This window comes from Porphyromonas canoris (assembly GCF_000765975.1).
Classification (GTDB): Bacteria; Bacteroidota; Bacteroidia; order Bacteroidales; family Porphyromonadaceae; genus Porphyromonas_A; species Porphyromonas_A canoris.
Genome location: NZ_JQZX01000003.1, coordinates 19,476 through 42,413, shown reverse-complemented (window position 1 = coordinate 42,413; position 22,938 = coordinate 19,476). Strand labels below are relative to the sequence as shown.

Here is a 22,938-nt window from a genome sequence, read left to right as displayed (position 1 = left end):
AGATACAACAGATATGGATGATAAGTATAAGTTGATAGCCCTGGATTTGGATGGTACTCTTACCAATGACCAAAAAGAGATCTCCAAAGACACACTAAAGTATATCATAGGCATACAACAGGCAGGGCTCAAAATAGCTCTTGCTTCGGGACGTCCGACACATGGTGTTTCTCACATCGCAAGACAGTTGAAGCTGGATGAGTTTGGAGGTTATATGCTTTCGTATAATGGCGGAAAGATCATCAGATGTTCCGATGGTAAGATCTTGGCTAACCACTGTTTGGATCTGGATCTGATCCCTGTATTGTACCAATACGCAAAGGATGCGGGGCAGTCGATTTTAACTTATACATTTGATGCTGTCATAACTGAAGATGCGGATCATGAGCTGGTAAAGCATGAATCTTTCCTTAATGGCAATATGCCTATCCGAAAGGTAACGGATTTTGTGGAAGCAGTGGTAAAACCACCTCACAAGGTTGCCATAATCGGAGAGAAGAAACCATTGGATAAGATATTTGCAGAGCTTGTTCAGATTTTAGGGCAACGAATCAATATATACAGGTCGGCAGAAACCTATCTCGAAATAGTTCCGGCTCAAATAGATAAAGGTAAAGCCCTCTCTTTTCTTTTGAGCGAACTCAACATGACACCTAAACAGCTCATCGCGGTAGGGGATAGCTACAACGATCTTTCCATGATCCAGCTTGCCGGTCTTGGTGTTGCCATGGGCAATGCAACGGAAGCAGTCAAGCAGTGTGCGCACTATATTACGAAAAGTAATAATGAAGACGGCGTTGCGCATCTTATTCAAAAGGTATTCTTTCATGCGGAAGACAAGAAAACCATAGACCTTGAGTACTTCAACTCACTCATGCAAAACACTCTGATGAGTACGCTCGGCATCAAGTGTACCCACCTGTCGGAAGGAAGAGTGGAAGCGACCATGCCGGTGGATATTCGTACCCGTCAGCCGATGGGAATCCTTCATGGGGGTGCAACGCTTGCTTTTGCGGAAACACTTGCAGGATACGGGTCTGTTTTTCTCTGTGATGAAAATGAAATACAGGTCGGTATGCAGGTAAGCGGCAACCATATATCGTCCGCTCACGAAGGGGATGTGGTAAGAGGCGTAGCTACCATAGTACACAAGGGGAGAAGCTCTCACGTCTGGAATGTGGATGTTCTGACCGGAACGGATAAGATTATCTCTTCCATCCGAGTAGTCAATAGCATCATAAAGCGTAGATAGTAAAGTGTAGATGTGCAGAGAATAATTGCTATTTTTGTACCTCTTAAAACAAAGAAAAAAGTAACATAAAGACGATGAATAAGGATATTGCAAGTAAATATGATCCCTCATTGGTGGAGGATAAGTGGTATAAATACTGGATGGAAAATAAGATATTTTCCTCCAAACCGGACGCTCGTGAACCATACACGATAGTGATGCCTCCTCCCAATGTAACGGGTGTATTGCACATGGGACACATGTTGAACAACTCCATTCAGGATATTCTTATTCGACGTGCAAGAATGATGGGAAAGAACGCTCTATGGGTTCCCGGAACAGACCATGCCTCTATTGCCACCGAAGCAAAAGTGGTAAATAAGTTGGCAGAAGAGGGTATCAAAAAGAGCGAACTTACAAGAGAGCAATTCCTTGATCATGCTTGGGAGTGGACAGATAAGCATGGAGGCATCATCATGGAGCAGCTCAAGAAGCTGGGTGCTTCTTGTGATTGGGACAGGACAGCCTTTACAATGGATGAAAATCGCTCTCAAAGTGTGATAGATGTCTTTGTTGATCTGTACAACAAAGGCTATATCTATCGTGGAGTGAGAATGGTCAACTGGGACCCTAAAGCTCTTACGGCACTATCCGATGAGGAAGTAATCTACAAAGAAGAGCAGAGCAAACTTTACTACTTGAAGTATGAAGTGGTAGAAGAGCCGGGAAAATACATCATTGTTGCCACAACTCGTCCGGAAACTATACTTGGTGATACTGCCGTTTGTGTACATCCGGAAGACGAAAGATACAGCTATCTGAAAGATAAGCATGTACGTATCCCTCTTGTAAATCGGGAGATACCGATAATCATGGACGAGTATGTCGAGAGAGAATTTGGTACAGGATGTTTGAAAGTAACACCTGCGCATGATGTAAATGACTATATGTTGGGAGAGAAATATGCTCTTCCCTCCATAGATATATTCAATGACAACGGCACTTTGAACGAGCATGGTCTTCAGTACAAGGGCATGGACAGGTTCGATGTAAGGAAGCAGATTGCAAAAGATCTTGCCATGGCCGGATTGATGGAGAAAGAAGAGGCATACGTTAATAAGGTCGGATGTTCGGAGCGAACACAAGTACCTATCGAGCCAAAACTTTCGATGCAGTGGTTCCTTGATATGAAGCGATTGGCTCAACCGGCTATCGAGGCTGTCAAACAGGATGATGTTCTTCTTGTACCTGCCAAATTCAAGAACACATACTTCCATTGGATGGAGAACATAAAGGATTGGTGCATCTCTCGTCAGCTTTGGTGGGGGCATCGTATCCCTGCTTACTTCCTGCCTCAAGGCGGCTTCGTTGTTGCATCATCTAAGGAAGAGGCTTTAGTCTTAGCACGTGAAAAGAGTCAGGACAATACGCTTACCCTTGAAGATCTAAGACAAGAAGAAGATTGTTTGGACACTTGGTTCTCTTCATGGTTATGGCCTATATCGGTTTTTGGAAGCGTTATTAACCCGACAGAAGAAGAGAGAAAAGAGTTGGAGTATTACTATCCAACCTCCGACCTGGTTACCGGTCCGGACATTTTGTTTTTCTGGGTTGCACGTATGATTATGGCAGGTTATGAATACACCGGAAAGCGTCCGTTTGGCCATGTTTACCTTACCGGAATTGTGCGCGATGCTCAAGGACGAAAGATGTCAAAGTCTTTAGGCAACTCTCCTGATCCGTTGGATCTTATTGCAAAATATGGTGCGGATGGAGTGCGTATGGGACTCATGACTGCGGCTTCTGCTGGTAATGATATTCTTTTTGACGAGTCGCTTTGCGAGCAAGGGCGTAACTTCAACAATAAGATATGGAATGCCTTCCGTCTTGTTTGCGGATGGGATGTAGCGGTTGCACAAAAGCCGACAGATGCAAGTATTGCAGCCGTAAACTGGTTCCGTAATCGCCTTTCGGAAGTATCCGTAGAGCTGGCAGATCATTTTGATAAATACAGGCTGAGCGATGCTATGTTGCTTCTGTATAAACTCTTTTGGGATGACTTCTCTGCTTGTTATCTCGAACTGGTAAAGCCTGCTTACGGCTCTCCCATAGATGCTGAAACCAAACAAGCAACCTTGGACTTTTTCTCCATTTTGATGCAGTTGCTCCATCCTTTCATGCCATTTATCACAGAAGAGTTATGGCAACTCGTGGAAGAAAGAAAAGAGGGAGACAGCATCATGAAGCATCCTTTGAAGATAGATTTTACCTTTGATGCTACTCTCCTTAAAGAGGTCGAGATGGCTCGTGAACTTATCAGTCAGATCCGAAATCTAAGGGTAAAAAACAACATTTCACCTAAAGAGGCTTTATCTCTTTACGCGACACAAGCCGTTCTAAGCACGGAAGCCGTATCCATTGTTTGCCGTTTGGCAAATATCGAAAAGTATGAAGTCGGAGATAGAGAAGCCGATCCCAATGATGCTTCAATCATGATAGGCACAGCGACATTTGCCATTCCGATGGGAGGGTTTATAGATACCGAAGAGGAGCTAAAGAAGCTTCATGAGGAGGTGGCATACTACGAGAAATTTTTGCTATCGGTGAATAAAAAGCTGGAGAACGAAAAGTTTGTTGCCAATGCACCGGAACAAGTGGTGGCTCTTGAGCGAAAAAAACAGTCCGATGCCACTGAAAAATTGGAGACATTGCGCGAACGTATTGCGATGTTAGGCAAGTAAACAGAGAGAATCAATATTTCCAAATCCATTTTATCTACACATGTTTCAGAAACTATCCCAGGCAGTAGAAGAGCTATTCAAGGAAGGAAAAAAGGTATTATCTCAAACTCCGGAAGCTTCAACTCATGCACTTTTTCTCAAGCACGTGCTTCCGGAAAATGAGTTGCACCTATTGAACGATGAACATGAGTGCTTGGCTAAAATCCCATACGAAAGCCGGCAATTCAATGCCATGAATAAGGTCATAAAAGAGGCGGTAAAAAGGCTTCGGGATAAGGGGTTCTTCTATCAAGACTGTTTCAAAATCCCATTTTCCGTATCCATGATAGGGGAGGAGAATGAAGTGGAAAACACGTTTCTGCAATGGGAGAGTGAGGTTATAAATCTGAGTACGCCGCTCATGCCCAACCTGAATAAAGAGCTGAATGAGTTTTTACGCTCTTTGGAGTTGGACTGTTAGCATTTAGCTTCGGCACATATCGCTTTCAGTCAGAGGGCAAAAGACATCAATAAAAAGCCCTGTCTCGGAGATCGGAATCCAAGACAGGGCTTTTCACATACACTATTGATCATCGAAAACATCCTTCAGAAAGGACGATTTACAAGAGATCTAAAAGAAATCTTTTTGAATGCAGAATATGCAGAGATAAGTCGAATTTCAGTCTGAGTATCGGATACCACATCTATTTTACACTCCTCGAAAGAGGGTGGTCCCATTTTGGGGATAACATTATTACTAAAACCAAACTTTTCGAGAGGGATACCATACTCTCCTCTATCCAGATCTCCATTTCCGTTTTCATCATGGAAAATAGCTGCCGCATAGCTACCACTCTGTAAATCATTTAGTTCGATGATTTGAGAAGTACCGATGGCTGGAACGGATTTTGTCTTAAATGGCTCTATTAGAAATGTTTCCGAATTGTTGTAAAGAGCAAGCATGATGCTGCCACTCTCTGTCTCTATCCCTTTTACTCGGATAGAAAGTTTGTATTGAGCGTGGGCAGTAATGCCAAAACTTGCCAATAGAGCAAATGCAAGTAGAATTACTTTTGTTTTCATGACACTATAAAATTTAAGAGGGATAATATTATTTGATTTCTATATATTGTTTTAGAGCTTCCACGTAAGTTTCAAAGGCATTCCTGCCTGCGGAGGTAATCCTGCAAGATGTCCTAGGTCTTTTACCTATAAACTCTTTTCGGATCTCTATATATCCGGCTTGTGAAAGCTTGTCCAGCTGAATACTCAGATTTCCGGAGGTCGCTTCAGTCTTCTCTTTAAGAAAAACAAAGTCTGCCTCATCTATGCCCATTAAAATGGAGATGATGGCAAGACGAAGTTGGGAATGCAGTAGAGGATCTAATTCTATCATAATTCACGCTTGGCTTTGGCATTGAGAAGATGGCCGGGCAGTATCAACATGATGACAAACGAGAGAGCCAAAAGAAGATTGAAGTAGTTCTGAAACAAATGGGTAGAGTGGAGCATTACAAGGATATAAACGCCCAAGAGAAAAGAAAATCCCGATGTCCAAACCACAACTTTCTCTTTAAGAAGCACTCCCGTAATGGCACAACCAATGGCGACATACATTAAACTCAAAGGAGCCATAAGTCCAAAGTGTATTACCTCTACGAGAGATAGGGCATAAATCAAACAGATGATAAGCAAAGAGAGAAAGAATAGTGTGTTGATGACAATCCAGACGGACTTGATGCTTTTTTCCAAATAAGAAACGACCTTGGGCGGATGCTTCTTTGAAAACAGTGCTGCAAAGAGTGAAAGTGGCAGTAGGATAAACCACAAAAGATACGACATGGGACTTGACGTGAATTTGAAACAGAAATAGACTCCAACGCCTATGATCGCAGATGCGTATCCGTAGAATAAAAACTTATTCCACTGTCCCAATCCGAGGTTTTGCTTGGTTTCTAAAATCATTTGAGAGATAAGAGCCAAGCTCTCTTTCTCATTCAACTTAACATCATTCATAACTAAAAAAAGCGATCTATCAGGGTAATACACTAAGAAAAAATACCTGTCTCCGAGAATGAAGTTGCCTGTCATAAACGATCGACAAACTTCTTTCACACTGCAAATATAAGTAAGTTTATTTTATAAACCAATTTACGCATGAAATATTTTGAGCTGAAATCTTATTGGGAACATATTAAAAAGGTCGCTTTAATATATTCAATTCTTATTGTTAAGCGGATAAGAACTATAAATCAAGGCTTAATCTGTAGAAATCTTGTCTTGATTTTTACTCATCAAGCCTTGAAGGGTAGAACTCATGCTTTGTTTTGCAGATGTTTAAGGGTTCGGTAAAGGTTTTGAATCTGTTAAACGAAACTTCTAAAAGGGTTAAACATCTTCTCTTGCGAAAAATAACAGACCCGATAAGAAGACTTTTTCTTCTTATCGGGTCTATAATCCCGGTTTTAATGGGGGAGTAGGATTAGTCTACATCTACCACTCTTGCTCTGAATTTGGAGTCGAATTCTATCTCCAATCCGTTTGAAAGGTCTATCTGATAACGGCCTCTCGACTTTTTCTCTATGTTCGTGAGATCACTGTTCGGGTAGTTTGTCTTCACATAGTCTTGAATAGGACGAGGAGCGATAGAGAACGGGATGGGTACTCTTTTGCTTGTAATCTCTTTCCATTCACCGTTTTTCTTGAACTCTATCTTGCAACCATTTTCCAAAATAACGTCATAAGTAGTGGTCAGGATGTCTTTGTCCACATAGGCTTGTAGCACCTCTTTGGAGCTATAATACTTTGTTATGAACTCCTTAGCTTGCTTGGGCAGATTTTCAAAAGGTATAGGTCTCTCGTTATCTGCCTTGATCTGAAATGTTGCAGCAGCTATGATGATTGCCAAAAGGGTAATAATTTTTCTCATGTTTGTAGTCTGTTTTTATGAATTACGAATTATATGACCACAAATGTAGGACTCAAATCTGAAAAGAATTTGAATTATTCAAGCTTTTCCTCTATCCCTTGTAGGAGATTTTATAGATGGATCTGGGGTATTTACCTGTTTTACTTTTTCTCACAACCGTTATGAGAACGACTCTTCCCATCGAGTCGAATTCGTATGAGATACTTTTTGCAGGAGTATGAGTATCGGTGTACTCAATGTCTTTTAGCAACTTGAAAGATCTTAAGCCGAGTTCATCTGCAAAAAGAGCTTCGATAGAGGGAGCCGGAGACCAAATCTGGTTGAGATCCGGATAGGTATCATTATTCTCTTTATCCGTGTAAAAGAAAAATACGGAAGAATTCTCTCCGGAAGAGTTACTTGGATAATAGATCTGATCTTTCTGAATGCAGTTATCATTCGCCCAAGTACGTTCTATGGCTCTGAATGTAGGAGTCTTTTGACTTATTTGTTTTCCTGTCTTATTGTATTGAAATTTATCTGCCACTCGTCGTTCCTCCTTTCCTCCGGGAAAACATAGTGTTGTTATTTGCATAGTGGCCTTTCCGGAAGCATCAAGCACAATCTCGTGTTTTGTTGGTGCCGAAAGGTTGCTTTCAGCCTCAGGAAGGACATCTTCTTCGATGAGAATTTTGTCCTTTGAATAGCTGATAGCAGATTTTAGCACCTTTTCTCCGTTCAGCCGTTGAATATTGGTGATTTCTATTACTCGGTTATTTTCATCATACTTATAGAGGTTTTCTCCGATGGATTCTTTTTCTAAAAACCTTTCTACCTTGGATATGAGATTCTTATACGTCTTCTGTTTTATTTCCGGTCTTTTTATTTCTTTTCCATCTCCATTGCAAGAGGTCAAAATAAGGATAAGTGCAATCAATGTTGCTATCTTTCTGATCATAATCATTCTGTTATTATCTAAATACATTTGAGGAATGGGTGCAAATGTAGTCATAAAAAGCAAAAAGGGGGAAGGGATAAATAAGATTTAACAGACAGGTGCAACTCTTGATACTTTTATGACTTTTCTACAAAAGAACAGAGTGGCAGCATCGAAAGATTCTATAATTTACTTCCGATGGGTGTGAATCTTATTACCGAAAAACCTGAGTGTATCATGCGAAAGCAAGAATGCCTTCCTACACCAAAAGAGATTTGATCTCCGCAATATCCTCTGCGATATTGGGAGCATTTGTGCTCAAAAGATTTTCTATACTCTTGCAGGCATAGATGACAGTAGAGTGATCCTGCCCTCCGACTTCTGCTCCGATAACAGAGAAAGAGCTATCTGTAAGCTCTTTGCAGAGATACATTGCAATCTGTCTGGATAAAACGATCTGACGTTTCCGGCATTTCTGCTGCAACAAGCGAGGCTCTATATCGAAGTGAGAGCAGACAGCTTCGACAATGTCTTGGATTGTGATAACCTTTTTCTCATACTTCACATACTGCTTCAATATCTTCGTCGTAAGATCCATAGATATGGGCTTATGACTCATAGTATGGTGAGCGAAGAGTGTTTTGGCAACTCCTTCCAACTCTCGAACATTTTGGGAGGTTGAGGCAATAATAATATCGAAGACTTCTTGAGGGAGTGAAATGTTATACTGACCCATCATGCGAGTCAGAATCTTTTTTCTAAGTTCGGTATCCGGACGCTCTATTTCAGCCGTCAGCCCCCATTTCATTCTTGTATAAAGACGCTCTTCAAGTCCGTCAAGATCTACGGCCGGGCGGTCGGATGTCATTATAATATGGCGTCCTAAAGCTCTAAGATTATTGAAAATCTGGAAAAAAGCACTCTGTGTACTTACTGCATCTCTCAACTCTTGGACATCATCCAAGAGCAGAATATCCATATTCTGATAGAATTGAATGAAGTCTTCCGGACGTTTTCTCCTGTAAGAAGCTTCCACATACTGCATTTTGAACATCTGTGCCGATACATAAACAACGCGTTTTTCGGGATAAGAGTTCAAGATAGCATTTCCTATCGCGTGCAAGATATGCGTTTTCCCAACGCCTGAAGCTCCATAAATGAACAACGGATTGAATAAAGAACTTCCCGGATTGGCTATAATGGCTTGAGCAGCATTATATACCATCAAATTTGAATCGCCATAAACATAGGAGTCAAAAGTGAGTTGAGGCTCAAGATTCGTTCTAAAGGAAGATTTTTGAGAATTGTCAGAGTTTTTAACAGGTGTGCTTATGGCTTGTACATCTACCTTTTCGGAAGAATATTTGGGTACGGCAACGCCTTCAAATATTTCGTATTCAAGCTCAAAATTTTCCCCAATATACTTTTCGAGAGATCTCTTGAACGGATCCTTATACTGCTTTTCTATATGGTCAAAATGAAGCTCCGAAGGTAATCTTAAAGTGAGCTTTTTACCCTCCAAACTAACAGGAACGATCGGCGCGAACCATCGGGTATAATCCGAAGGAGAGCTGATCTCTTCACTGATGTAGCTTAGACATTGCTGCCAAACTTGTTGGAGAATATGATTCATTCTTTCTATATAGTTTATCATTCGAGCCAAAACTTTTGGCTTTTAGTAAATGCAAAGTTTGGGAAAATAAAGAAGAAAAAAAAATGACCCTTTTGTTGCTTTTTTTGATACCCCTTACTGACAAGAAATTAGGGGTAAGTGGTTGCTTTGTAGTGCTCTATTTTTCTATCTAAATGTTAAACCGTTGGGTAGCAGGTAGGTTCTCCCCAAATGTAAATAATGTTATTTTTTGCTAATATAGAGCTTCTTGTTTGATAGTCAAATAATTGAAAAATTAGGGCTATCTTTGTTACATAAATCGTTTAACAAATTACGAAACAAATATGAGAAAATCTAAGACGTTAATTGCAGTAATAGTAGTATTGGGCATTCTTGCATTTTATTTGGGAAGCCAGTATAACAGAATGGTTGTATTGGATGAAGAGGTCAAGGCATCTTGGGGACAGGTGGAAAATGTTTACCAGAGAAGAGCCGATCTTATACCAAATCTGGTCAATACCGTAAAGGGATATGCCAATCACGAAAAAAGCACTCTGGAAAGTGTGATCCAAGCAAGAGCCAGTGCTACTCAGGTTAAAGTTGATCCTGATAACTTAACGGCTAAGGATATGGAAGAGTTCATGGCAAAACAAAGTGAACTTTCCAGTGCATTGAGCAGGCTTCTTGTTTCTGTAGAAGCATATCCGGATCTAAAGGCTAACGAGAGTTTCAAAATGCTTCAAGTGCAGTTGGAAGGGACAGAGAATCGCATTACTGTAGAGAGAGCTAGATTCAATGATGTTGTAAAGAATTATAATCAATACATCCGAAAGTTCCCCAAAAACTTGGTTGCAAGTATATTCGGATTTGGAGTAAAGCCTCTTTTTGAAGCTAAAGAAGGAGCGGATGTTGCTCCGGAAGTGCAGTTTTAATAGGGCTATCCTCTTAAGGAAATGCTAAGCATGAAGATCTAAACCTTCTTGCTTAGCATTTTTAGATATTAAACGTGCCTGTTTTTATCATATAAACCTCAATCTGACCAATGAGTTGTTTTCATTCCAAACTTAAATCTCTCTTTTTTCTACTTCTTATTCTGAATGTATCCTTTTTGAATGCCCAAGTGGTAAGGAGTGTTGATGATGTTAAGAATGTTCAGAAAGTGAATGCCTCTCTGTATATAACAGATGAATCGAAACTTTTGAGCCCTTCTGCTTATAATGAAGCTAATCAACTAATAGGGAATATCCGGGAAGAGATGGGCGTCGAAATAGCAATAGTGATATTGGAAAGCATTGATGGGCAGGATCTGCAAAGCTTTGCACACAATATCCTAAATACATGGGGAGTTGGCTCTAAGAGTGATGATAATGGGCTGGTGATACTATATGTTTACAATCCGGAAGAGAGAGGAATATCATTTGAAGTAGGTTATGGGTTGGAGCATGTACTGCCTGATGCTCTCTGTTATATGATACAGAAAGAAGATATGATACCTTATCTAAAGGCTGGAAATCCTGATAAAGCGATAATAGAGGGGATAAAATCCATAGAAAAGAACCTGAGAGAGGAGTACGACACTACCACAAAATCTTTTACTGTTAGGGCTCCGAGTGTTTGGGATGATAAAGAGCTACAACTGTACTGGACTATCATAAAGTATGGTTTTCTTATTTCATACATTTCGGGATTTCTTTTAATGTTTCTGATAACCGGTGCCAATATCAAGGGTGGAAATGGAAGAACTCCTGTGGAACGTTATCTGAAGGCTGAGTTGACGGCAAAAAGATTATTTCTAAGTCTGTTTGCTATACTTTTCCTTCCCGTAGTTCTTTATTATAAGTTACTTTGGATTTTCGTCTATAAAAAGAAGCTATCTTCTCAGATGCAGAAATGCGTTGCATGCCACACGGATAATAGTATTACACTTCATCGTACTCCCAATGAAGTGCTTCCGTATCTTACGACAAAGGAGAGTATCGAACAAAATATCGGATCCGTATCATATATAGCGGCAACATGCCGATTTTGTAATAATAAAGAGGTATATGGGACTCTTAAATACTCACCATACATACAATGTCCCAATTGTAAAGGTATAACAATGAGAAAAGAAAATACCTCTATTACCCCAAACTACATATATACAACATACTTCTGCTTATACTGCAAATACACCAAGGAGGATAAGACTCCTCGATTATCCTCTACGTCTTCTGCGGCACTCGGAGCAGCAATTGGGGCTGTTGGTGGATTTAGAGGAGGTGGAGGTTCTTTTGGAGGCGGCTTCGGGGGAGGACGATCCGGAGGAGGTGGAGCAACTACTCGTTTTTAGTAGTCCCTATAACACTCATATCATCAGTAATAACTACCTTTGTGATCCGTGATTATACATATAAAACAGTTCGTTTATGAAAAATAACAACATAGATAGAAGAGTTCGAGTACGTTTTGCTCCAAGTCCGACAGGCCCTCTGCACATAGGTGGCGCCAGAACAGCTTTATACAACTATCTCTTTGCTCGTCAAAACGGGGGAGATATGATTATTCGGATAGAAGATACGGACAGCCATAGATTTGTTCCCGGAGCAGAAGATTATATCATAGAAGCACTTCACTGGTTGGGTATAGAGATAGATGAAGGTATCGGGACTACGCCCGAAGGTCCTCATGCTCCTTATCGTCAAAGTGAGCGTCGCGATATATACAGGAACTATGTAGGACAACTTCTTTCAGAGGGAAAGGCTTATTATGCTTTCGATACCCCTGAAGAGTTGGAGAAATACAGAGCCGAAATTCCGAACTTCCAGTATGACGCCCAAAATCGTCTCTCTTTGAGAAACTCTCTATCTCTTACAGAAGAAGAGGTAAAGAAGTTGATAGCAGATGGTACTCAGTATGTCGTGCGTTTGAAGATAGAGCCGGATGTTGATATAACAGTCAATGACATCATCAGAGGAGAGGTAGTCATCAACTCTTCTGTTCTTGATGACAAAGTGTTATATAAAAGTGCAGATGATCTTCCGACCTACCACTTGGCAAATGTCGTAGATGATCATCTCATGGAGATAAGTCATGTCATTCGCGGTGAAGAGTGGTTGCCATCCTCACCTTTGCACGTATTATTATATCGTGCATTCGGATGGGAAGATACCATGCCTCAGTTTGCCCACCTGCCTCTACTGCTTAAACCTGAAGGCAATGGCAAGCTAAGCAAAAGAGATGGAGACAGACTCGGATTCCCCGTATTCCCTTTGCTTTGGACGGATCCGGTTACTCAAGCCATAAGTTCAGGCTATAGAGAAAGCGGGTATCTCCCTAATGCTGTTGTCAACTTCCTTGCTCTGTTGGGTTGGAATTCGGGAACAGATCAGGAGATATTCTCAATGAAAGAGTTGATAGACTCGTTCGATCTGAAAAAATGTTCCAAGAGTGGCGCTAAGTTCGACTACGAAAAAGGAAAATGGTTCAATCATAAATATATCCAAGAACTCTCCGGAAGAGATATTGTATTGCTTGCAAAGGCTCACATAGAAAGAGCCAATCTTCCTTATGATGAAGATAGACTGGCTGCAGCCACCGAGATCATAAAAGATCGTATAACGTTGCTTTCGGATCTCCCGGCTCTTATCTCTTTCTTCTTTGTCGCACCAACCTCTTATGACGAAAGTGCTATCAAAAAAAGGTGGAAGGAAGACACTCCTGCTCAGCTGCAAGAAGTGTACTCTTGTCTTACTTCAATAACAGATTGGAAGTCGGCTCATTTGGAAGATACGCTCAAGTCGTTCATCACTGAAAAGGGATTCAACCTCGGAGGCATTATGAATCCTCTTCGTCTTAGCCTTGTAGGAGCTCTTCAAGGACCTCATCTATTCGACATTCTTGAGTTCATTGGGAAAGATGAGACACTGGCAAGAATAGAAAAAGCGATAGATACAATAGGATCTCTCAAGCAATAATGAGTAGTGTCTTATACAATACCGGAGTAAAGGCTTACTTCACTCTTCTTCGGCTGATCTCTCCTTGGCATCCGAAAGCAAAAAAGATGATACAAGGTAGGCGGTATGCTCTTTCTGACCTTGAACAGAAGAGAAAGAAAGGAGTACCTACGATATGGATACATGTCTCCTCTTTGGGAGAGTACGAGCAAGGGCATCCTCTTTTGGAGCGGATTAGGAAAGACCTTCCGGAAGCAGAGGTTGTGCTGACGTTCTTCTCTCCTTCGGGATATGATGTGCGCTGTAACACGCCATTAGCCGATATTGTAACCTATCTTCCGGCAGACACATCTCCGGAGTTGAAGACCTTTATAGAGACTCTGAATCCAACAATTGCACTCTTTGTAAAGTATGAGTTTTGGCTCAATACCATCTCTATATTGCATCAAAAAAGAGTTCCTGTATTCTTGGTTTCTGCCATTTTCCGCCCCAAACAGGTCTTTTTCAAATCTTGGGGAAGAGAGTTCAAAGAGGCTCTAAGGCTGTATGATCATCTTTTTGTGCAGGATGAGAACTCCTTGCAACTGCTCAAAAGCATCGGTCTAAGCAACGATAAAATTACCATAGCCGGAGATACGAGAGCAGACAGAGTGTGTCAGATAGCAGCTCAACCGAAAAAGATAAAAGAAGCCGAGTATCTCAGGGAAGATGCCAAGCGAAAAGGGCAACTTGTTTTGGTCATCGGAAGCAGTTGGGAAGAGGACGAGAAGGTCATCTTGCCCTATCTTCTCACACATGACAATGTAAGACTTATCATTGCCCCACATGAAGTTCATGAAAAGCATTTGTCCCATTTGGAAGAGCTCATCGGGAAGTCCAATCTGGTCTATCTCTCCCACAAACCATCCGAAGCAGAGATAGCCAATGCCAAAGCCCTTATCATAGATGGTTACGGACTTCTTTCTTCGCTGTACAGATATGCGGACATTACCTACGTAGGAGGTGGTTTTGGGAAAGGGATACACAACACGCTCGAAGCAATAGCATTTGGAGCACCCGTCGTGTTTGGTCCTAAATATCATAAGTTCAGGGAAGCAGTCTCTCTCCTAAAAGAAGGAGGTGGTTTCTCCATCGCATCCAAGGAGGAGGCAGACCTGCTTATGGCAAAACTCATCTCCGATAAAGATTACCGCCAAACAGCAGGAGACAGAGCTGAAAGATATTTATCCGCAAACAAGGGAGCCACAGACGCTATTTTTGCAAAGATTTCCGATACATTGGAAAACCGGTTTAACAGCCGATAAATATGATGAAAGCTATATAGGAATCAGCTAAAAGCCATATAGGAATAAGCGGAAAGTCCATAAGGATTTCCGGAGAAAGGTTCTCGGACAGCTTCGGAAAGTGCATCAAAGAGGCTATTCCATAAAGATCAAGAAGGTCAAAAAACATTTGAGGAGACTTGTTAAAGCAACAAGCCTCCTCAAATATTTTTATCGAGCATGTAGATAAAGACTCTTTGGGAAGGGATCCATAAGAGTTACCAATCCACTTCTACATCGGTCTCATCGGGGTCATAATACTCCTCATCTTCTTCCTCTTCAAAGTAGATAGAGTCCATGTCGAAGTCATCCTCAAGGAATGATGCCGACAACCCCTCTCTCATATTTTTTCTCACGATGTTGGAGACATCATGTCTGTTGTCCGACACAATGGCTTGCCAGATCGTATCTTTCAGAAGTTGTAATCCCTGACCGGAAACAGAGGAGAAAAAGACCGTCTTTACTCCCTCCGGAAGATGTTCGGAGAGCATCTCTTTCAGCTCATCATCTATAAGATCGCACTTGGAAATTCCCAAGACACGATTTTTCTCAAGCAGTTCGGGGTTATACTTTTCAAGTTCGGACAGCAGGATCTCATACTCCTTGGCTATATCATCCGCATCGGCAGGGACAAGGAAAAGCAGAACCGAATTTCTCTCGATGTGCCTCAAAAAACGTAGTCCAAGCCCTCGACCTTCCGCTGCACCCTCTATGATGCCCGGAATGTCTGCCATCACGAAAGATTTGTGATCTCTGTACGAAACAATCCCCAAGCTTGGCTCCAGTGTGGTAAAAGGATAGTTGGCAATCTTGGGTCTTGCTGCGGAGACAGAAGAGAGGAGTGTGCTTTTCCCCGCATTTGGGAATCCCACCAAGCCTACATCTGCAAGCAACTTAAGCTGCAAGATAACCATTCTCTCCTGAGCAGGCTCTCCGGGCTGGGCATAACGCGGTGCCTGGTTGGTAGGGGTCTTGAAATGAGTATTCCCAAGTCCGCCCCGACCTCCTTGCAGAAGCAAAATCACTTCGTCATGATCGTTTACTTCGCAGATGTAATCACCTGTTTCGGCATCATACGCCACTGTTCCGCACGGCACATCTATATATATATCCGCACCGGCTTTTCCTGTGGAATTTTTGCTTGATCCCGGCTCTCCGCTTTCGGCAACCTTATGCCTGTCGTACTTCAAGTGGAGAAGCGTCCAAAAGTTACGGTTACCTCTCAGAAAGATGCTACCGCCTCTACCGCCGTCTCCTCCGTCCGGACCTCCCTTAGGGATATATTTTTCTCTCCTGAAATGGGCAGAACCACGCCCTCCCTTTCCGGATTTGCAATAGATCTTTACGTAATCTATAAAATTGGATTCTGCCATAGGAAAAACTTCTTTTGCTCTTTATAATACACTGTCTATTGCTTCGGATATGGATGCAAAGATGTCATCCATCTCTCCCAAACCATTTATGGGAGTAAGAGTACCTTCCTTTCTGAAATACTCTTTCAGAGGGAGAGTCTGACTATTATATACGACAAGACGAGACTTTATGGCCTCAAGGTTGTCATCGCTTCTACCGCTTATCTTTCCGCGTTCGAGCAATCGTCTGATTAGCTCATCTTCAGGTACGTTAAGATCCAATACAATAGAAACCTCACAATCATGCCTTGCCAGCATACGTTTCAACGCATCGGCTTGAGGAATGGTACGAGGGAAACCATCGAAAATGAAACCTTTGACCATGCCCAACTTCCCTTCTAAGTGGTGTTCCAACATAGCTACCACATCTTCATCAGGTACAAGGTGTCCCTCCTTTATATAGTCTTGCGCCAATATCCCAAGAGATGTTTGGTCTGCAATCTCTTTTCTCAAGATATCTCCGGTAGAGATATGTTCCAGCCCAAAAGTTTGGGCTATTCTTGCACTTTGGGTCCCTTTTCCCGAACCGGGCGCACCAAATATTAAAACATTTATCATAACAATACGTTATTCTTGTGTTTGATACAGTTCGTTTTAGTGTTGTTTGCTCTTAAAGAGCCTGTTAGTTTTATTCTATGAGTTTGTATATGTCTTTATAGAGACGTCCTCTTCCGTCATAATCCAAGCCATGACCTACGATAAAATCGGGTGGGATTTCCAAACCAAGATAGTCCGGTTTGACATCCACTACCTTCGGAGCATCCGGTTTATGCAGAAGCACAGCCAGCTTTACCTCTTTTGCTCCTCTCGATGTATAGAGAGCACGTATATGATCCAGCGTGAGACCGGAGTCGATGAGATCTTCCAATATAATGACATGACGACCTTCCACCGAAATTTGAGGCTTCATAATCTCCTGAATAGCACCTGTCGAGCGTGTCCCGCTATAAGAAGCATATTGTGCGAAGCAGAGTTGATAGTCTCCATCTATCTCTCTCATCAGCTCGGATGTAAACATAAAGGAGCCGTTGAGAATGCAGATAAAAAGAGGATTCTTATCTCCCATATCGGCAACAATCTCTTTTGCCATTCGCTTTATCTGTGGCTGGATTTCAGAGTCATGGATATAGATCGAAAAACTCTTATCGTTAAGTGTTATTTGTGCTGGCATAATTCTTATTCCATTATAATTAAAAGGAAGAACAAAGTTAGGGAAAAATAACATAGGTGAGACATATAGAGACGATTAGCGAGTCTCTTTTTTGAAAAACAGGGTAGTGGAGAGCTTTGTAAAAGAGTTTGAATCCGGAGTATGGTAAAGCGTTAGCCCTTTTCGGGTAATCCCAAAAACAAATCTGTTTTATCCTATTTGAAAGATGATTTGAACGTTAAAAGAAGTGTTTCTAAACATTTAGAGATTTATAAATCAAGCCCTTAATTGTGGAAATCAAGCCTTGAGTAGAGGCTTTCAAGATTTGATGTGCACCAATCAAGCCTTGAAACCAAAGTCTGAATATAAATAACCAAACTATTGTTAAACTTAAAACACTTTTGGGAAGCTATTAAAAAATAGTAGGGAAGAGGGAGATTGTAGTAGCGAAACAGACAAGAGAAAATATCGGAAAGGATTTCGGAAACCACTTATCCGTCACAATGCACCTTACTTGTATTGGGCACAAAATCACTATCTTTGTAAACTCAAAAGATTATACACAGATAAATATAGAACTCAATACAAAGATATGGCTCTACAATGCGGTATCGTAGGTCTTCCCAACGTGGGGAAATCTACCCTTTTTAATTGTCTTTCCAATGCAAAAGCACAGAGTGCAAACTTTCCATTCTGTACCATAGAACCCAATGTGGGAGTTATAACCGTTCCGGATCCAAGACTTAACGAATTGGCAAGATTGGTCAATCCGCAACGAATAGTTCCCAATACGGTTGAGATAGTCGATATTGCCGGGCTTGTCAAAGGTGCCAGCAAGGGAGAAGGTTTGGGGAATAAATTTCTTGCAAACATTAGAGAGACGGATGCGATTCTACATGTATTGCGCTGCTTTGACGATGATAACATAACTCACGTAGACGGCTCAGTGGATCCCATTAGAGATAAAGAGATCATTGACACAGAGCTTCAGCTGAAAGATTTGGAAACGGTAGAGAGCCGCATCTTAAAGGTTAAAAAACAAGCCCAAACAGGAGGGGATAAGCTTGCCGCACTGCAATGTTCGGTGTATGAACGCATCCAAGCCGCTCTTCTCAAAGGAGAGAATGCTCGTACCGTAACGTTCGACAGCAAAGATGAAGAGAAGGCAGCATCCGAGCTTTATCTGCTCACTGCGAAACCTGTTCTCTATGTTTGCAACGTGGACGAAGGTTCTGCCGTTACGGGAAACAGCTATGTAGAGCAGGTTAAAGAGGCTGTCGCTGCCGAAAATGCACATATACTGGTTGTTGCGGCAAAGATAGAGAGCGAGATTGCCGAGCTTGAGACCTACGAAGAGCGTCAAATGTTTTTGAACGAAATCGGGTTGGAAGAGTCCGGTGTTTCTCGCTTGATAAGGGCGGCATACGCTCTTCTCAATCTGGAAACCTACTTCACCGCAGGTGTACAGGAGGTGAGAGCATGGCCCTACGTTAAAGGGTGGAAAGCTCCTCAGTGTGCAGGTGTGATACATACGGACTTCGAGAAGGGATTTATCCGGGCGGAGGTGATCAAGTATGACGACTATATCAAGTTCGGATCAGAGTCTGCCGTGAAAGAAGCCGGCAAAATGAGTGTCGAAGGCAAGGAATATGTGGTGCAGGATGGCGATATCATGCACTTCCGCTTCAACGTATAGAGTGATTCGAGAAAGTAATAATCATAAACCAGAAATATTATTTACCAACGAAAAACAGAATAGAACATGTACAACAATAACGATAGCTACAATGTATCTGCCCCTTATGGGCAAACGCGTATCCTGGATACGGTAACAATGCGCTCTATGTGGAGCAAGACTTATGGCTGGATGGCTCTGGCTCTTGTGGTGTCTGCTTTTGCTTCTTATATCTCTCTTAGCACAAGTATATTTGATGCCATAATGACCAGCAAAGGTCTGTTTTTCGGACTCATCATTGCCGAACTCGTTTTGGTCTTTATCCTTGCAAGAAGTATAGGCAAACTCAACTCCATGATATCATTTGCCCTCTTCATGGTTTATGCCCTCCTTAACGGTGTAACCCTCTCTGCCATACTCTATATGTACACTGCAACCAGCGTACTCTCTACCTTCCTGATTACGAGTGGTATGTTTGCCACAATGGCTTTCATAGGCTTCTTCACCAAGAAGGATTTGAGCAAGTTTGGTTCCATCTTTATGATGGCTCTTGTCGGACTGATATTGGCTTCTGTGGTTAATATCTTCTTGGGAAGCCCTTTGATGTACTGGATTGTAAGTGTTGCAGGAGTTATCATCTTCTGTGGGCTTACTGCTTACGATATCAATAAGTTCAAAAAACTGTTTGAAGAAGGCTCCATCCCGGATACGGAATCTGCCAACAAAGTGGCTCTTATGGCAGCATTGAGCTTGTATCTGGACTTCATCAATCTCTTTATCTATCTTCTTCGCATTATAGGTGCAAGAAGAGACTAAGCGAAATATAGCTTTGAAGCGAGAAAACTTTCTATCTATCTTTATCCTATTCATGTCTTCCCATGTTCGTCCAAAGAAGATATGGGAAGATCTACTGGGATTGGAGAGCAGAGGTCTCTCCAATAATACCTCTTCCGAAAGTAGAGAGTTTTTCATGATTCTCTACTTCTTCCCGTTTTTGACCCTTATTGCTCTTGTGGCTTTGGGTAGGGAGGTGGTAGAGGCAATGGCGGAAAGCGGATTTTCAAAAGAGATTCTTATCTATGCTTTTTTCAGAGTAGCATACTATATTGTGCTTATGCTTGCCTCCTTCTTTTACTGGAGAGTGGTATGCTCTATTCATGGAAAAAAGTTGATTGAAGGTAGGGAGCAGTCCGGTGGCTGGGATTTGCCCATAATGGCAGCCCTTACTTTGACCTGGCTGGTATTACTATTGTTTGCACTCTTTGGGCAACCCCATCTTCAAATATTGTGGTTTTTACCTTTTGTGTTTGTTGCAGGGCTCTTGGGAGCATACAATACTTTGGTTTATGGGTTGCAGATAACACCTCCGATAAGCCGGAAAATATCTCTCTTTTTCACTGTGGTGAATACGATGTTAATCGGTGTCGCAAGCGAAATTTTTTCTACCTTCCTGCTTTAGACCCTCGTTATGTCAAAAAAGAATACACAGAAAACAGTAAACATAAAGAATAAAAGGGCAACCTTTGACTACGAAATATTGGAGACTTTTGTCTGCGGTATAGTCTTGACCGGTACGGAAATCAAGAGTATACGCCTGTCTAAAGCGTCTCTGGTGGATACATATTGTATAGTGGAAAGGGGAGAGGTATGGGTGAAGAATATGTACATAGCCGAATACTTCTACGGCTCGTACAACAACCATACAGAGCGAAGAGAAAGAAAACTTTTGCTCTCAAAAAAGGAGATTAAGAGCATACAGGAAGCTATTAAGAACAATGGTACCACCGTTATTCCTACTAGACTTTTCATAAATGAGAGAGGACTTGCGAAGCTGGTCATTGCAATAGCCAAAGGTAAAAAGCAGTACGATAAGAGAGCTTCTCTTAAAGAGAAAGATCTTCGCAAGGAGATGGATATGGTCAAGAAGAAATCTTGGTAATAGTTTAGACAGATAACAACAAAAATAAATATAGACTTTATGAGTGGTAAGGAGTTTAAAAGAACATTGGTAACATCTGCACTGCCTTATGCCAACGGACCTGTACATATAGGACACTTGGCAGGTGTTTACGTTCCTGCGGATATTTATGTTCGCTATCTTAGATCAAGGGGGAGAGAGGTCTTGTTCATAGGAGGATCCGATGAGCATGGAGTCCCCATCACAATAAGAGCTAAGAAAGAAGGTGTTACGCCACAAGATGTTGTAGACAGATATCACACTCTTATAAAAGACTCTTTCGAGGAGTTTGGTATAAGCTTCGACATTTACTCTCGTACAACTTCTGAAACTCACAGAGAACTGGCTTCGGAGTTTTTCCGAACACTTTATGATAAAGGAGAGTTCCTGGAAATAGAGAGTGAACAGTTCTTTGACCCCGAAGCTGGACAGTTTCTTGCAGACAGATATATTGTAGGAGAGTGTCCTCACTGCCATAATGGTAAAGCGTACGGAGACCAATGTGAAGCATGTGGAACATCCCTTAGCCCGACAGACTTGATATCTCCACAGTCTGCAATCTCCGGAGCAAAACCTGTTCTAAAGTCGACAAAGCATTGGTATCTTCCTTTGGATAAGTACGAACCTTTCCTTAAAGAGTGGATTCTTGAAGGGCACAAGGAGTGGCGTAGTAATGTCTATGGCCAGTGTAAGAGCTGGTTGGATATGGGGTTACAGCCTCGTGCCGTGAGTAGAGACCTTGATTGGGGTATTCCTGTCCCTATAGAAGGCGCTGAAGGGAAAGTACTATATGTCTGGTTTGATGCTCCTATCGGTTATATTTCAAATACTAAGGAGCTGTTACCGGATACGTGGGAAAAGTGGTGGAAAGACGAATCGACCAGAATGATTCACTTTATCGGGAAAGATAACATTGTATTCCACTGCATTGTGTTCCCTACGATGTTGAAGGCAGAAGGCTCATACATCCTTCCGGATAATGTGCCGTCAAATGAGTTTTTGAATCTCGAAGGGGATAAGATCTCTACATCAAGAAACTGGGCAGTATGGTTGCACGAATATCTTAGAGATTTCCCCGGTAAGCAAGATGTACTGAGATATGTGCTTACTGCTAATGCGCCGGAGACAAAGGATAATGATTTCACATGGAAAGACTTCCAAAATCGAAATAATAACGAGCTGGTCGCTGTACTTGGAAACTTTGTTAATCGTACACTTGTGCTAACTCATAAGTATTACGATGGCATCGCTCCCACAGTAGAGTCATTGCCGGAGGCGGATAAAGAGATACTTGCTGAGATTTCTAAGTATAAGGAAAAGATAGAACAGCTGTTAGAGACATTCCATATCAGAGATGCTCAACGTGAAGCAATGAATATTGCACGATTGGGTAACAAATATCTTGCAGATGCAGAGCCTTGGAAAGTGATCCGCACAGACCCGGATCGTGTCAAGGAGATTATGCACGTTGCTCTTCAGATCACGGCTAACCTGGTTATTGCTTTCGAACCATTTCTGCCTCACTCGGCAGAAAAACTTTCTCGAATGCTTCGTATAGATCTTGCTTCTCTCGATTGGGATATGCTTGGAGCTACAAACCTTGTACCGGGAGGACATCAAATAGGAGAAGCGAATCTGCTTTTTGAAAAAATAGAAGATGATACCATAGAAATTCAGCTCAAAAAACTGGAACAAACAAAAGCAGACAATGCAAAAATGGAGGCTAAGCCTGAGCCATTTTTACCCGATACAGACTTTGATTCGTTCATGAAAATGGATCTTCGTGTTGGTACTGTGTTGGAGTGCGAACGTATACCAAAGAGCGACAAACTGCTTCGTTTTCTCCTTGATGACGGCTCCGGTTCTCCTCGTACAATCGTTTCAGGAATCGCAGAATACTACGCCCCGGAAACTCTCATAGGACAACAAGTTTGTTTTATAGCCAATCTTCCTCCCCGTAAGCTTAGAGAAGTAGAAAGTTCGGGAATGATTTTATGTGCAGTTTCTCCTGATAAAAAACTGATTTTAATCTCTCCAAAAGAGGAAATAGCTCCCGGCTCCAAAATTTCTTAATCCTAT

At 41.8% G+C, this 22,938-nt stretch carries 21 protein-coding genes; 12 read left to right on the top strand and 9 right to left on the bottom strand.

Annotated features, from left to right (window positions below; translation table 11 throughout):
* The first annotated feature begins 13 nt into the window (after positions 1-13).
* From HQ29_RS01235 to HQ29_RS01225, 3 genes are all read left to right on the top strand, one after another.
* Positions 14-1,252, top strand: coding sequence for a Cof-type HAD-IIB family hydrolase (locus HQ29_RS01235; protein ID WP_036867122.1), 1,239 nt, complete (start codon positions 14-16; stop codon positions 1,250-1,252).
* A gap of 74 nt (positions 1,253-1,326) precedes the next feature.
* Positions 1,327-3,972 carry a valine--tRNA ligase gene (locus HQ29_RS01230; protein ID WP_036867120.1) on the top strand — a complete coding sequence of 882 codons (2,646 nt, stop codon included), beginning with the start codon at positions 1,327-1,329 and terminating at the stop codon, positions 3,970-3,972.
* 40 nt (positions 3,973-4,012) lie between these two features.
* Positions 4,013-4,432 (top strand): hypothetical protein, encoded by a 420-nt coding sequence (locus HQ29_RS01225; RefSeq protein WP_036867118.1) that lies wholly within the window; start codon positions 4,013-4,015, stop codon positions 4,430-4,432.
* A 125-nt stretch (positions 4,433-4,557) separates the two neighbouring features.
* On the opposite strand, the gene HQ29_RS01220 is transcribed toward HQ29_RS01225, so the two are convergent.
* The 6 genes from HQ29_RS01220 to dnaA all read right to left on the bottom strand — a co-directional run bounded on the left by HQ29_RS01220 (position 4,558) and on the right by dnaA (position 9,450).
* A complete protein-coding gene (locus HQ29_RS01220; protein ID WP_052089660.1) occupies positions 4,558-5,034 on the bottom strand; it encodes a DUF2141 domain-containing protein in 477 nt (158 codons plus the stop codon).
* A 28-nt stretch (positions 5,035-5,062) separates the two neighbouring features.
* Positions 5,063-5,350: a winged helix-turn-helix domain-containing protein gene (locus HQ29_RS01215; RefSeq protein ID WP_152566460.1), complete on the bottom strand. Its 288-nt coding sequence runs from the start codon at positions 5,348-5,350 to the stop codon at positions 5,063-5,065.
* Positions 5,344-5,967, bottom strand: coding sequence for a hypothetical protein (locus tag HQ29_RS01210; RefSeq protein ID WP_152565474.1), 624 nt, complete (start codon positions 5,965-5,967; stop codon positions 5,344-5,346). The genes HQ29_RS01215 and HQ29_RS01210 overlap by 7 nt, the downstream gene beginning before the upstream one ends.
* Positions 5,968-6,433: 466 nt before the next feature.
* The gene (locus HQ29_RS01205) at positions 6,434-6,880 is read right to left on the bottom strand and encodes a PepSY-like domain-containing protein (protein WP_036849075.1); all 447 of its coding nucleotides are present in this window, start codon (positions 6,878-6,880) and stop codon (positions 6,434-6,436) included.
* Positions 6,881-6,971: 91 nt separating this feature from the next.
* Positions 6,972-7,817: a hypothetical protein gene (locus tag HQ29_RS01200; RefSeq protein ID WP_036867114.1), complete on the bottom strand. Its 846-nt coding sequence runs from the start codon at positions 7,815-7,817 to the stop codon at positions 6,972-6,974.
* A gap of 238 nt (positions 7,818-8,055) precedes the next feature.
* Positions 8,056-9,450 carry a chromosomal replication initiator protein DnaA gene (gene dnaA, locus HQ29_RS01195; RefSeq protein ID WP_082226810.1) on the bottom strand — a complete coding sequence of 465 codons (1,395 nt, stop codon included), beginning with the start codon at positions 9,448-9,450 and terminating at the stop codon, positions 8,056-8,058.
* 302 nt (positions 9,451-9,752) lie between these two features.
* Here dnaA and HQ29_RS01190 point away from each other — a divergent pair, with 302 nt between their 5' ends.
* The 4 genes from HQ29_RS01190 (at position 9,753) to HQ29_RS01175 (ending at position 14,647) form a co-directional block, all read left to right on the top strand.
* A complete protein-coding gene (locus tag HQ29_RS01190) occupies positions 9,753-10,340 on the top strand; it encodes a LemA family protein (RefSeq protein ID WP_036867112.1) in 588 nt (195 codons plus the stop codon).
* Positions 10,341-10,450: 110 nt separating this feature from the next.
* Positions 10,451-11,740 carry a TPM domain-containing protein gene (locus HQ29_RS01185; RefSeq protein ID WP_036867110.1) on the top strand — a complete coding sequence of 430 codons (1,290 nt, stop codon included), beginning with the start codon at positions 10,451-10,453 and terminating at the stop codon, positions 11,738-11,740.
* A gap of 76 nt (positions 11,741-11,816) precedes the next feature.
* On the top strand, positions 11,817-13,364 hold the full coding sequence (gltX, locus tag HQ29_RS01180; protein ID WP_036867108.1) for a glutamate--tRNA ligase: 1,548 nt from the start codon (positions 11,817-11,819) through the stop codon (positions 13,362-13,364).
* Entirely contained in the window at positions 13,364-14,647 is a 1,284-nt protein-coding gene (locus HQ29_RS01175) for a 3-deoxy-D-manno-octulosonic acid transferase (RefSeq protein WP_036867105.1), read from the top strand. Before gltX ends, HQ29_RS01175 begins: the two co-directional genes overlap by 1 nt.
* 236 nt (positions 14,648-14,883) lie before the next feature.
* On the opposite strand, the gene obgE is transcribed toward HQ29_RS01175, so the two are convergent.
* From obgE to HQ29_RS01160, 3 genes are all read right to left on the bottom strand, one after another.
* Positions 14,884-16,038, bottom strand: coding sequence for a GTPase ObgE (gene obgE / locus HQ29_RS01170; RefSeq protein WP_036867104.1), 1,155 nt, complete (start codon positions 16,036-16,038; stop codon positions 14,884-14,886).
* A gap of 21 nt (positions 16,039-16,059) precedes the next feature.
* Positions 16,060-16,635, bottom strand: a complete 576-nt coding sequence (locus HQ29_RS01165; protein WP_036867103.1) for an adenylate kinase — start codon at positions 16,633-16,635, stop codon at positions 16,060-16,062.
* 70 nt (positions 16,636-16,705) lie between these two features.
* Entirely contained in the window at positions 16,706-17,248 is a 543-nt protein-coding gene (locus HQ29_RS01160) for a phosphoribosyltransferase (RefSeq protein WP_036792472.1), read from the bottom strand.
* A gap of 571 nt (positions 17,249-17,819) precedes the next feature.
* Here HQ29_RS01160 and ychF point away from each other — a divergent pair.
* The 5 genes from ychF to metG all read left to right on the top strand — a co-directional run bounded on the left by ychF (position 17,820) and on the right by metG (position 22,932).
* Positions 17,820-18,923 (top strand): redox-regulated ATPase YchF, encoded by a 1,104-nt coding sequence (ychF, locus tag HQ29_RS01155; protein ID WP_036862931.1) that lies wholly within the window; start codon positions 17,820-17,822, stop codon positions 18,921-18,923.
* 66 nt (positions 18,924-18,989) lie between these two features.
* Entirely contained in the window at positions 18,990-19,718 is a 729-nt protein-coding gene (locus HQ29_RS01150; protein WP_052079317.1) for a Bax inhibitor-1/YccA family protein, read from the top strand.
* 13 nt (positions 19,719-19,731) lie between these two features.
* The gene (locus HQ29_RS01145; protein WP_152566459.1) at positions 19,732-20,361 is read left to right on the top strand and encodes a hypothetical protein; all 630 of its coding nucleotides are present in this window, start codon (positions 19,732-19,734) and stop codon (positions 20,359-20,361) included.
* A 9-nt stretch (positions 20,362-20,370) separates the two neighbouring features.
* Positions 20,371-20,841, top strand: a complete 471-nt coding sequence (smpB, locus tag HQ29_RS01140; protein WP_036849053.1) for an SsrA-binding protein — start codon at positions 20,371-20,373, stop codon at positions 20,839-20,841.
* A 39-nt stretch (positions 20,842-20,880) separates the two neighbouring features.
* Positions 20,881-22,932, top strand: a complete 2,052-nt coding sequence (gene metG, locus HQ29_RS01135; RefSeq protein ID WP_036867101.1) for a methionine--tRNA ligase — start codon at positions 20,881-20,883, stop codon at positions 22,930-22,932.
* Positions 22,933-22,938 lie beyond the last annotated feature (6 nt).

Excerpts from the sequence above, each read along its gene's own strand:
- HQ29_RS01235 (WP_036867122.1), top strand. The coding sequence starts at position 14 with ATGGATGATAAGTATAAGTTGATAGCCCTGGATTTGGATGGTACTCTT.
- HQ29_RS01230 (WP_036867120.1), top strand. The coding sequence starts at position 1,327 with ATGAATAAGGATATTGCAAGTAAATATGATCCCTCATTGGTGGAGGAT.
- HQ29_RS01225 (WP_036867118.1), top strand. The coding sequence starts at position 4,013 with ATGTTTCAGAAACTATCCCAGGCAGTAGAAGAGCTATTCAAGGAAGGA.
- HQ29_RS01220 (WP_052089660.1), bottom strand. The coding sequence starts at position 5,034 with ATGAAAACAAAAGTAATTCTACTTGCATTTGCTCTATTGGCAAGTTTT.
- HQ29_RS01210 (WP_152565474.1), bottom strand. The coding sequence starts at position 5,967 with ATGAATGATGTTAAGTTGAATGAGAAAGAGAGCTTGGCTCTTATCTCT.
- HQ29_RS01205 (WP_036849075.1), bottom strand. The coding sequence starts at position 6,880 with ATGAGAAAAATTATTACCCTTTTGGCAATCATCATAGCTGCTGCAACA.
- HQ29_RS01200 (WP_036867114.1), bottom strand. The coding sequence starts at position 7,817 with ATGATCAGAAAGATAGCAACATTGATTGCACTTATCCTTATTTTGACC.
- dnaA (WP_082226810.1), bottom strand. The coding sequence starts at position 9,450 with ATGATAAACTATATAGAAAGAATGAATCATATTCTCCAACAAGTTTGG.
- HQ29_RS01190 (WP_036867112.1), top strand. The coding sequence starts at position 9,753 with ATGAGAAAATCTAAGACGTTAATTGCAGTAATAGTAGTATTGGGCATT.
- HQ29_RS01185 (WP_036867110.1), top strand. The coding sequence starts at position 10,451 with ATGAGTTGTTTTCATTCCAAACTTAAATCTCTCTTTTTTCTACTTCTT.
- gltX (WP_036867108.1), top strand. The coding sequence starts at position 11,817 with ATGAAAAATAACAACATAGATAGAAGAGTTCGAGTACGTTTTGCTCCA.
- HQ29_RS01175 (WP_036867105.1), top strand. The coding sequence starts at position 13,364 with ATGAGTAGTGTCTTATACAATACCGGAGTAAAGGCTTACTTCACTCTT.
- obgE (WP_036867104.1), bottom strand. The coding sequence starts at position 16,038 with ATGGCAGAATCCAATTTTATAGATTACGTAAAGATCTATTGCAAATCC.
- HQ29_RS01165 (WP_036867103.1), bottom strand. The coding sequence starts at position 16,635 with ATGATAAATGTTTTAATATTTGGTGCGCCCGGTTCGGGAAAAGGGACC.
- HQ29_RS01160 (WP_036792472.1), bottom strand. The coding sequence starts at position 17,248 with ATGCCAGCACAAATAACACTTAACGATAAGAGTTTTTCGATCTATATC.
- ychF (WP_036862931.1), top strand. The coding sequence starts at position 17,820 with ATGGCTCTACAATGCGGTATCGTAGGTCTTCCCAACGTGGGGAAATCT.
- HQ29_RS01150 (WP_052079317.1), top strand. The coding sequence starts at position 18,990 with ATGTACAACAATAACGATAGCTACAATGTATCTGCCCCTTATGGGCAA.
- smpB (WP_036849053.1), top strand. The coding sequence starts at position 20,371 with ATGTCAAAAAAGAATACACAGAAAACAGTAAACATAAAGAATAAAAGG.
- metG (WP_036867101.1), top strand. The coding sequence starts at position 20,881 with ATGAGTGGTAAGGAGTTTAAAAGAACATTGGTAACATCTGCACTGCCT.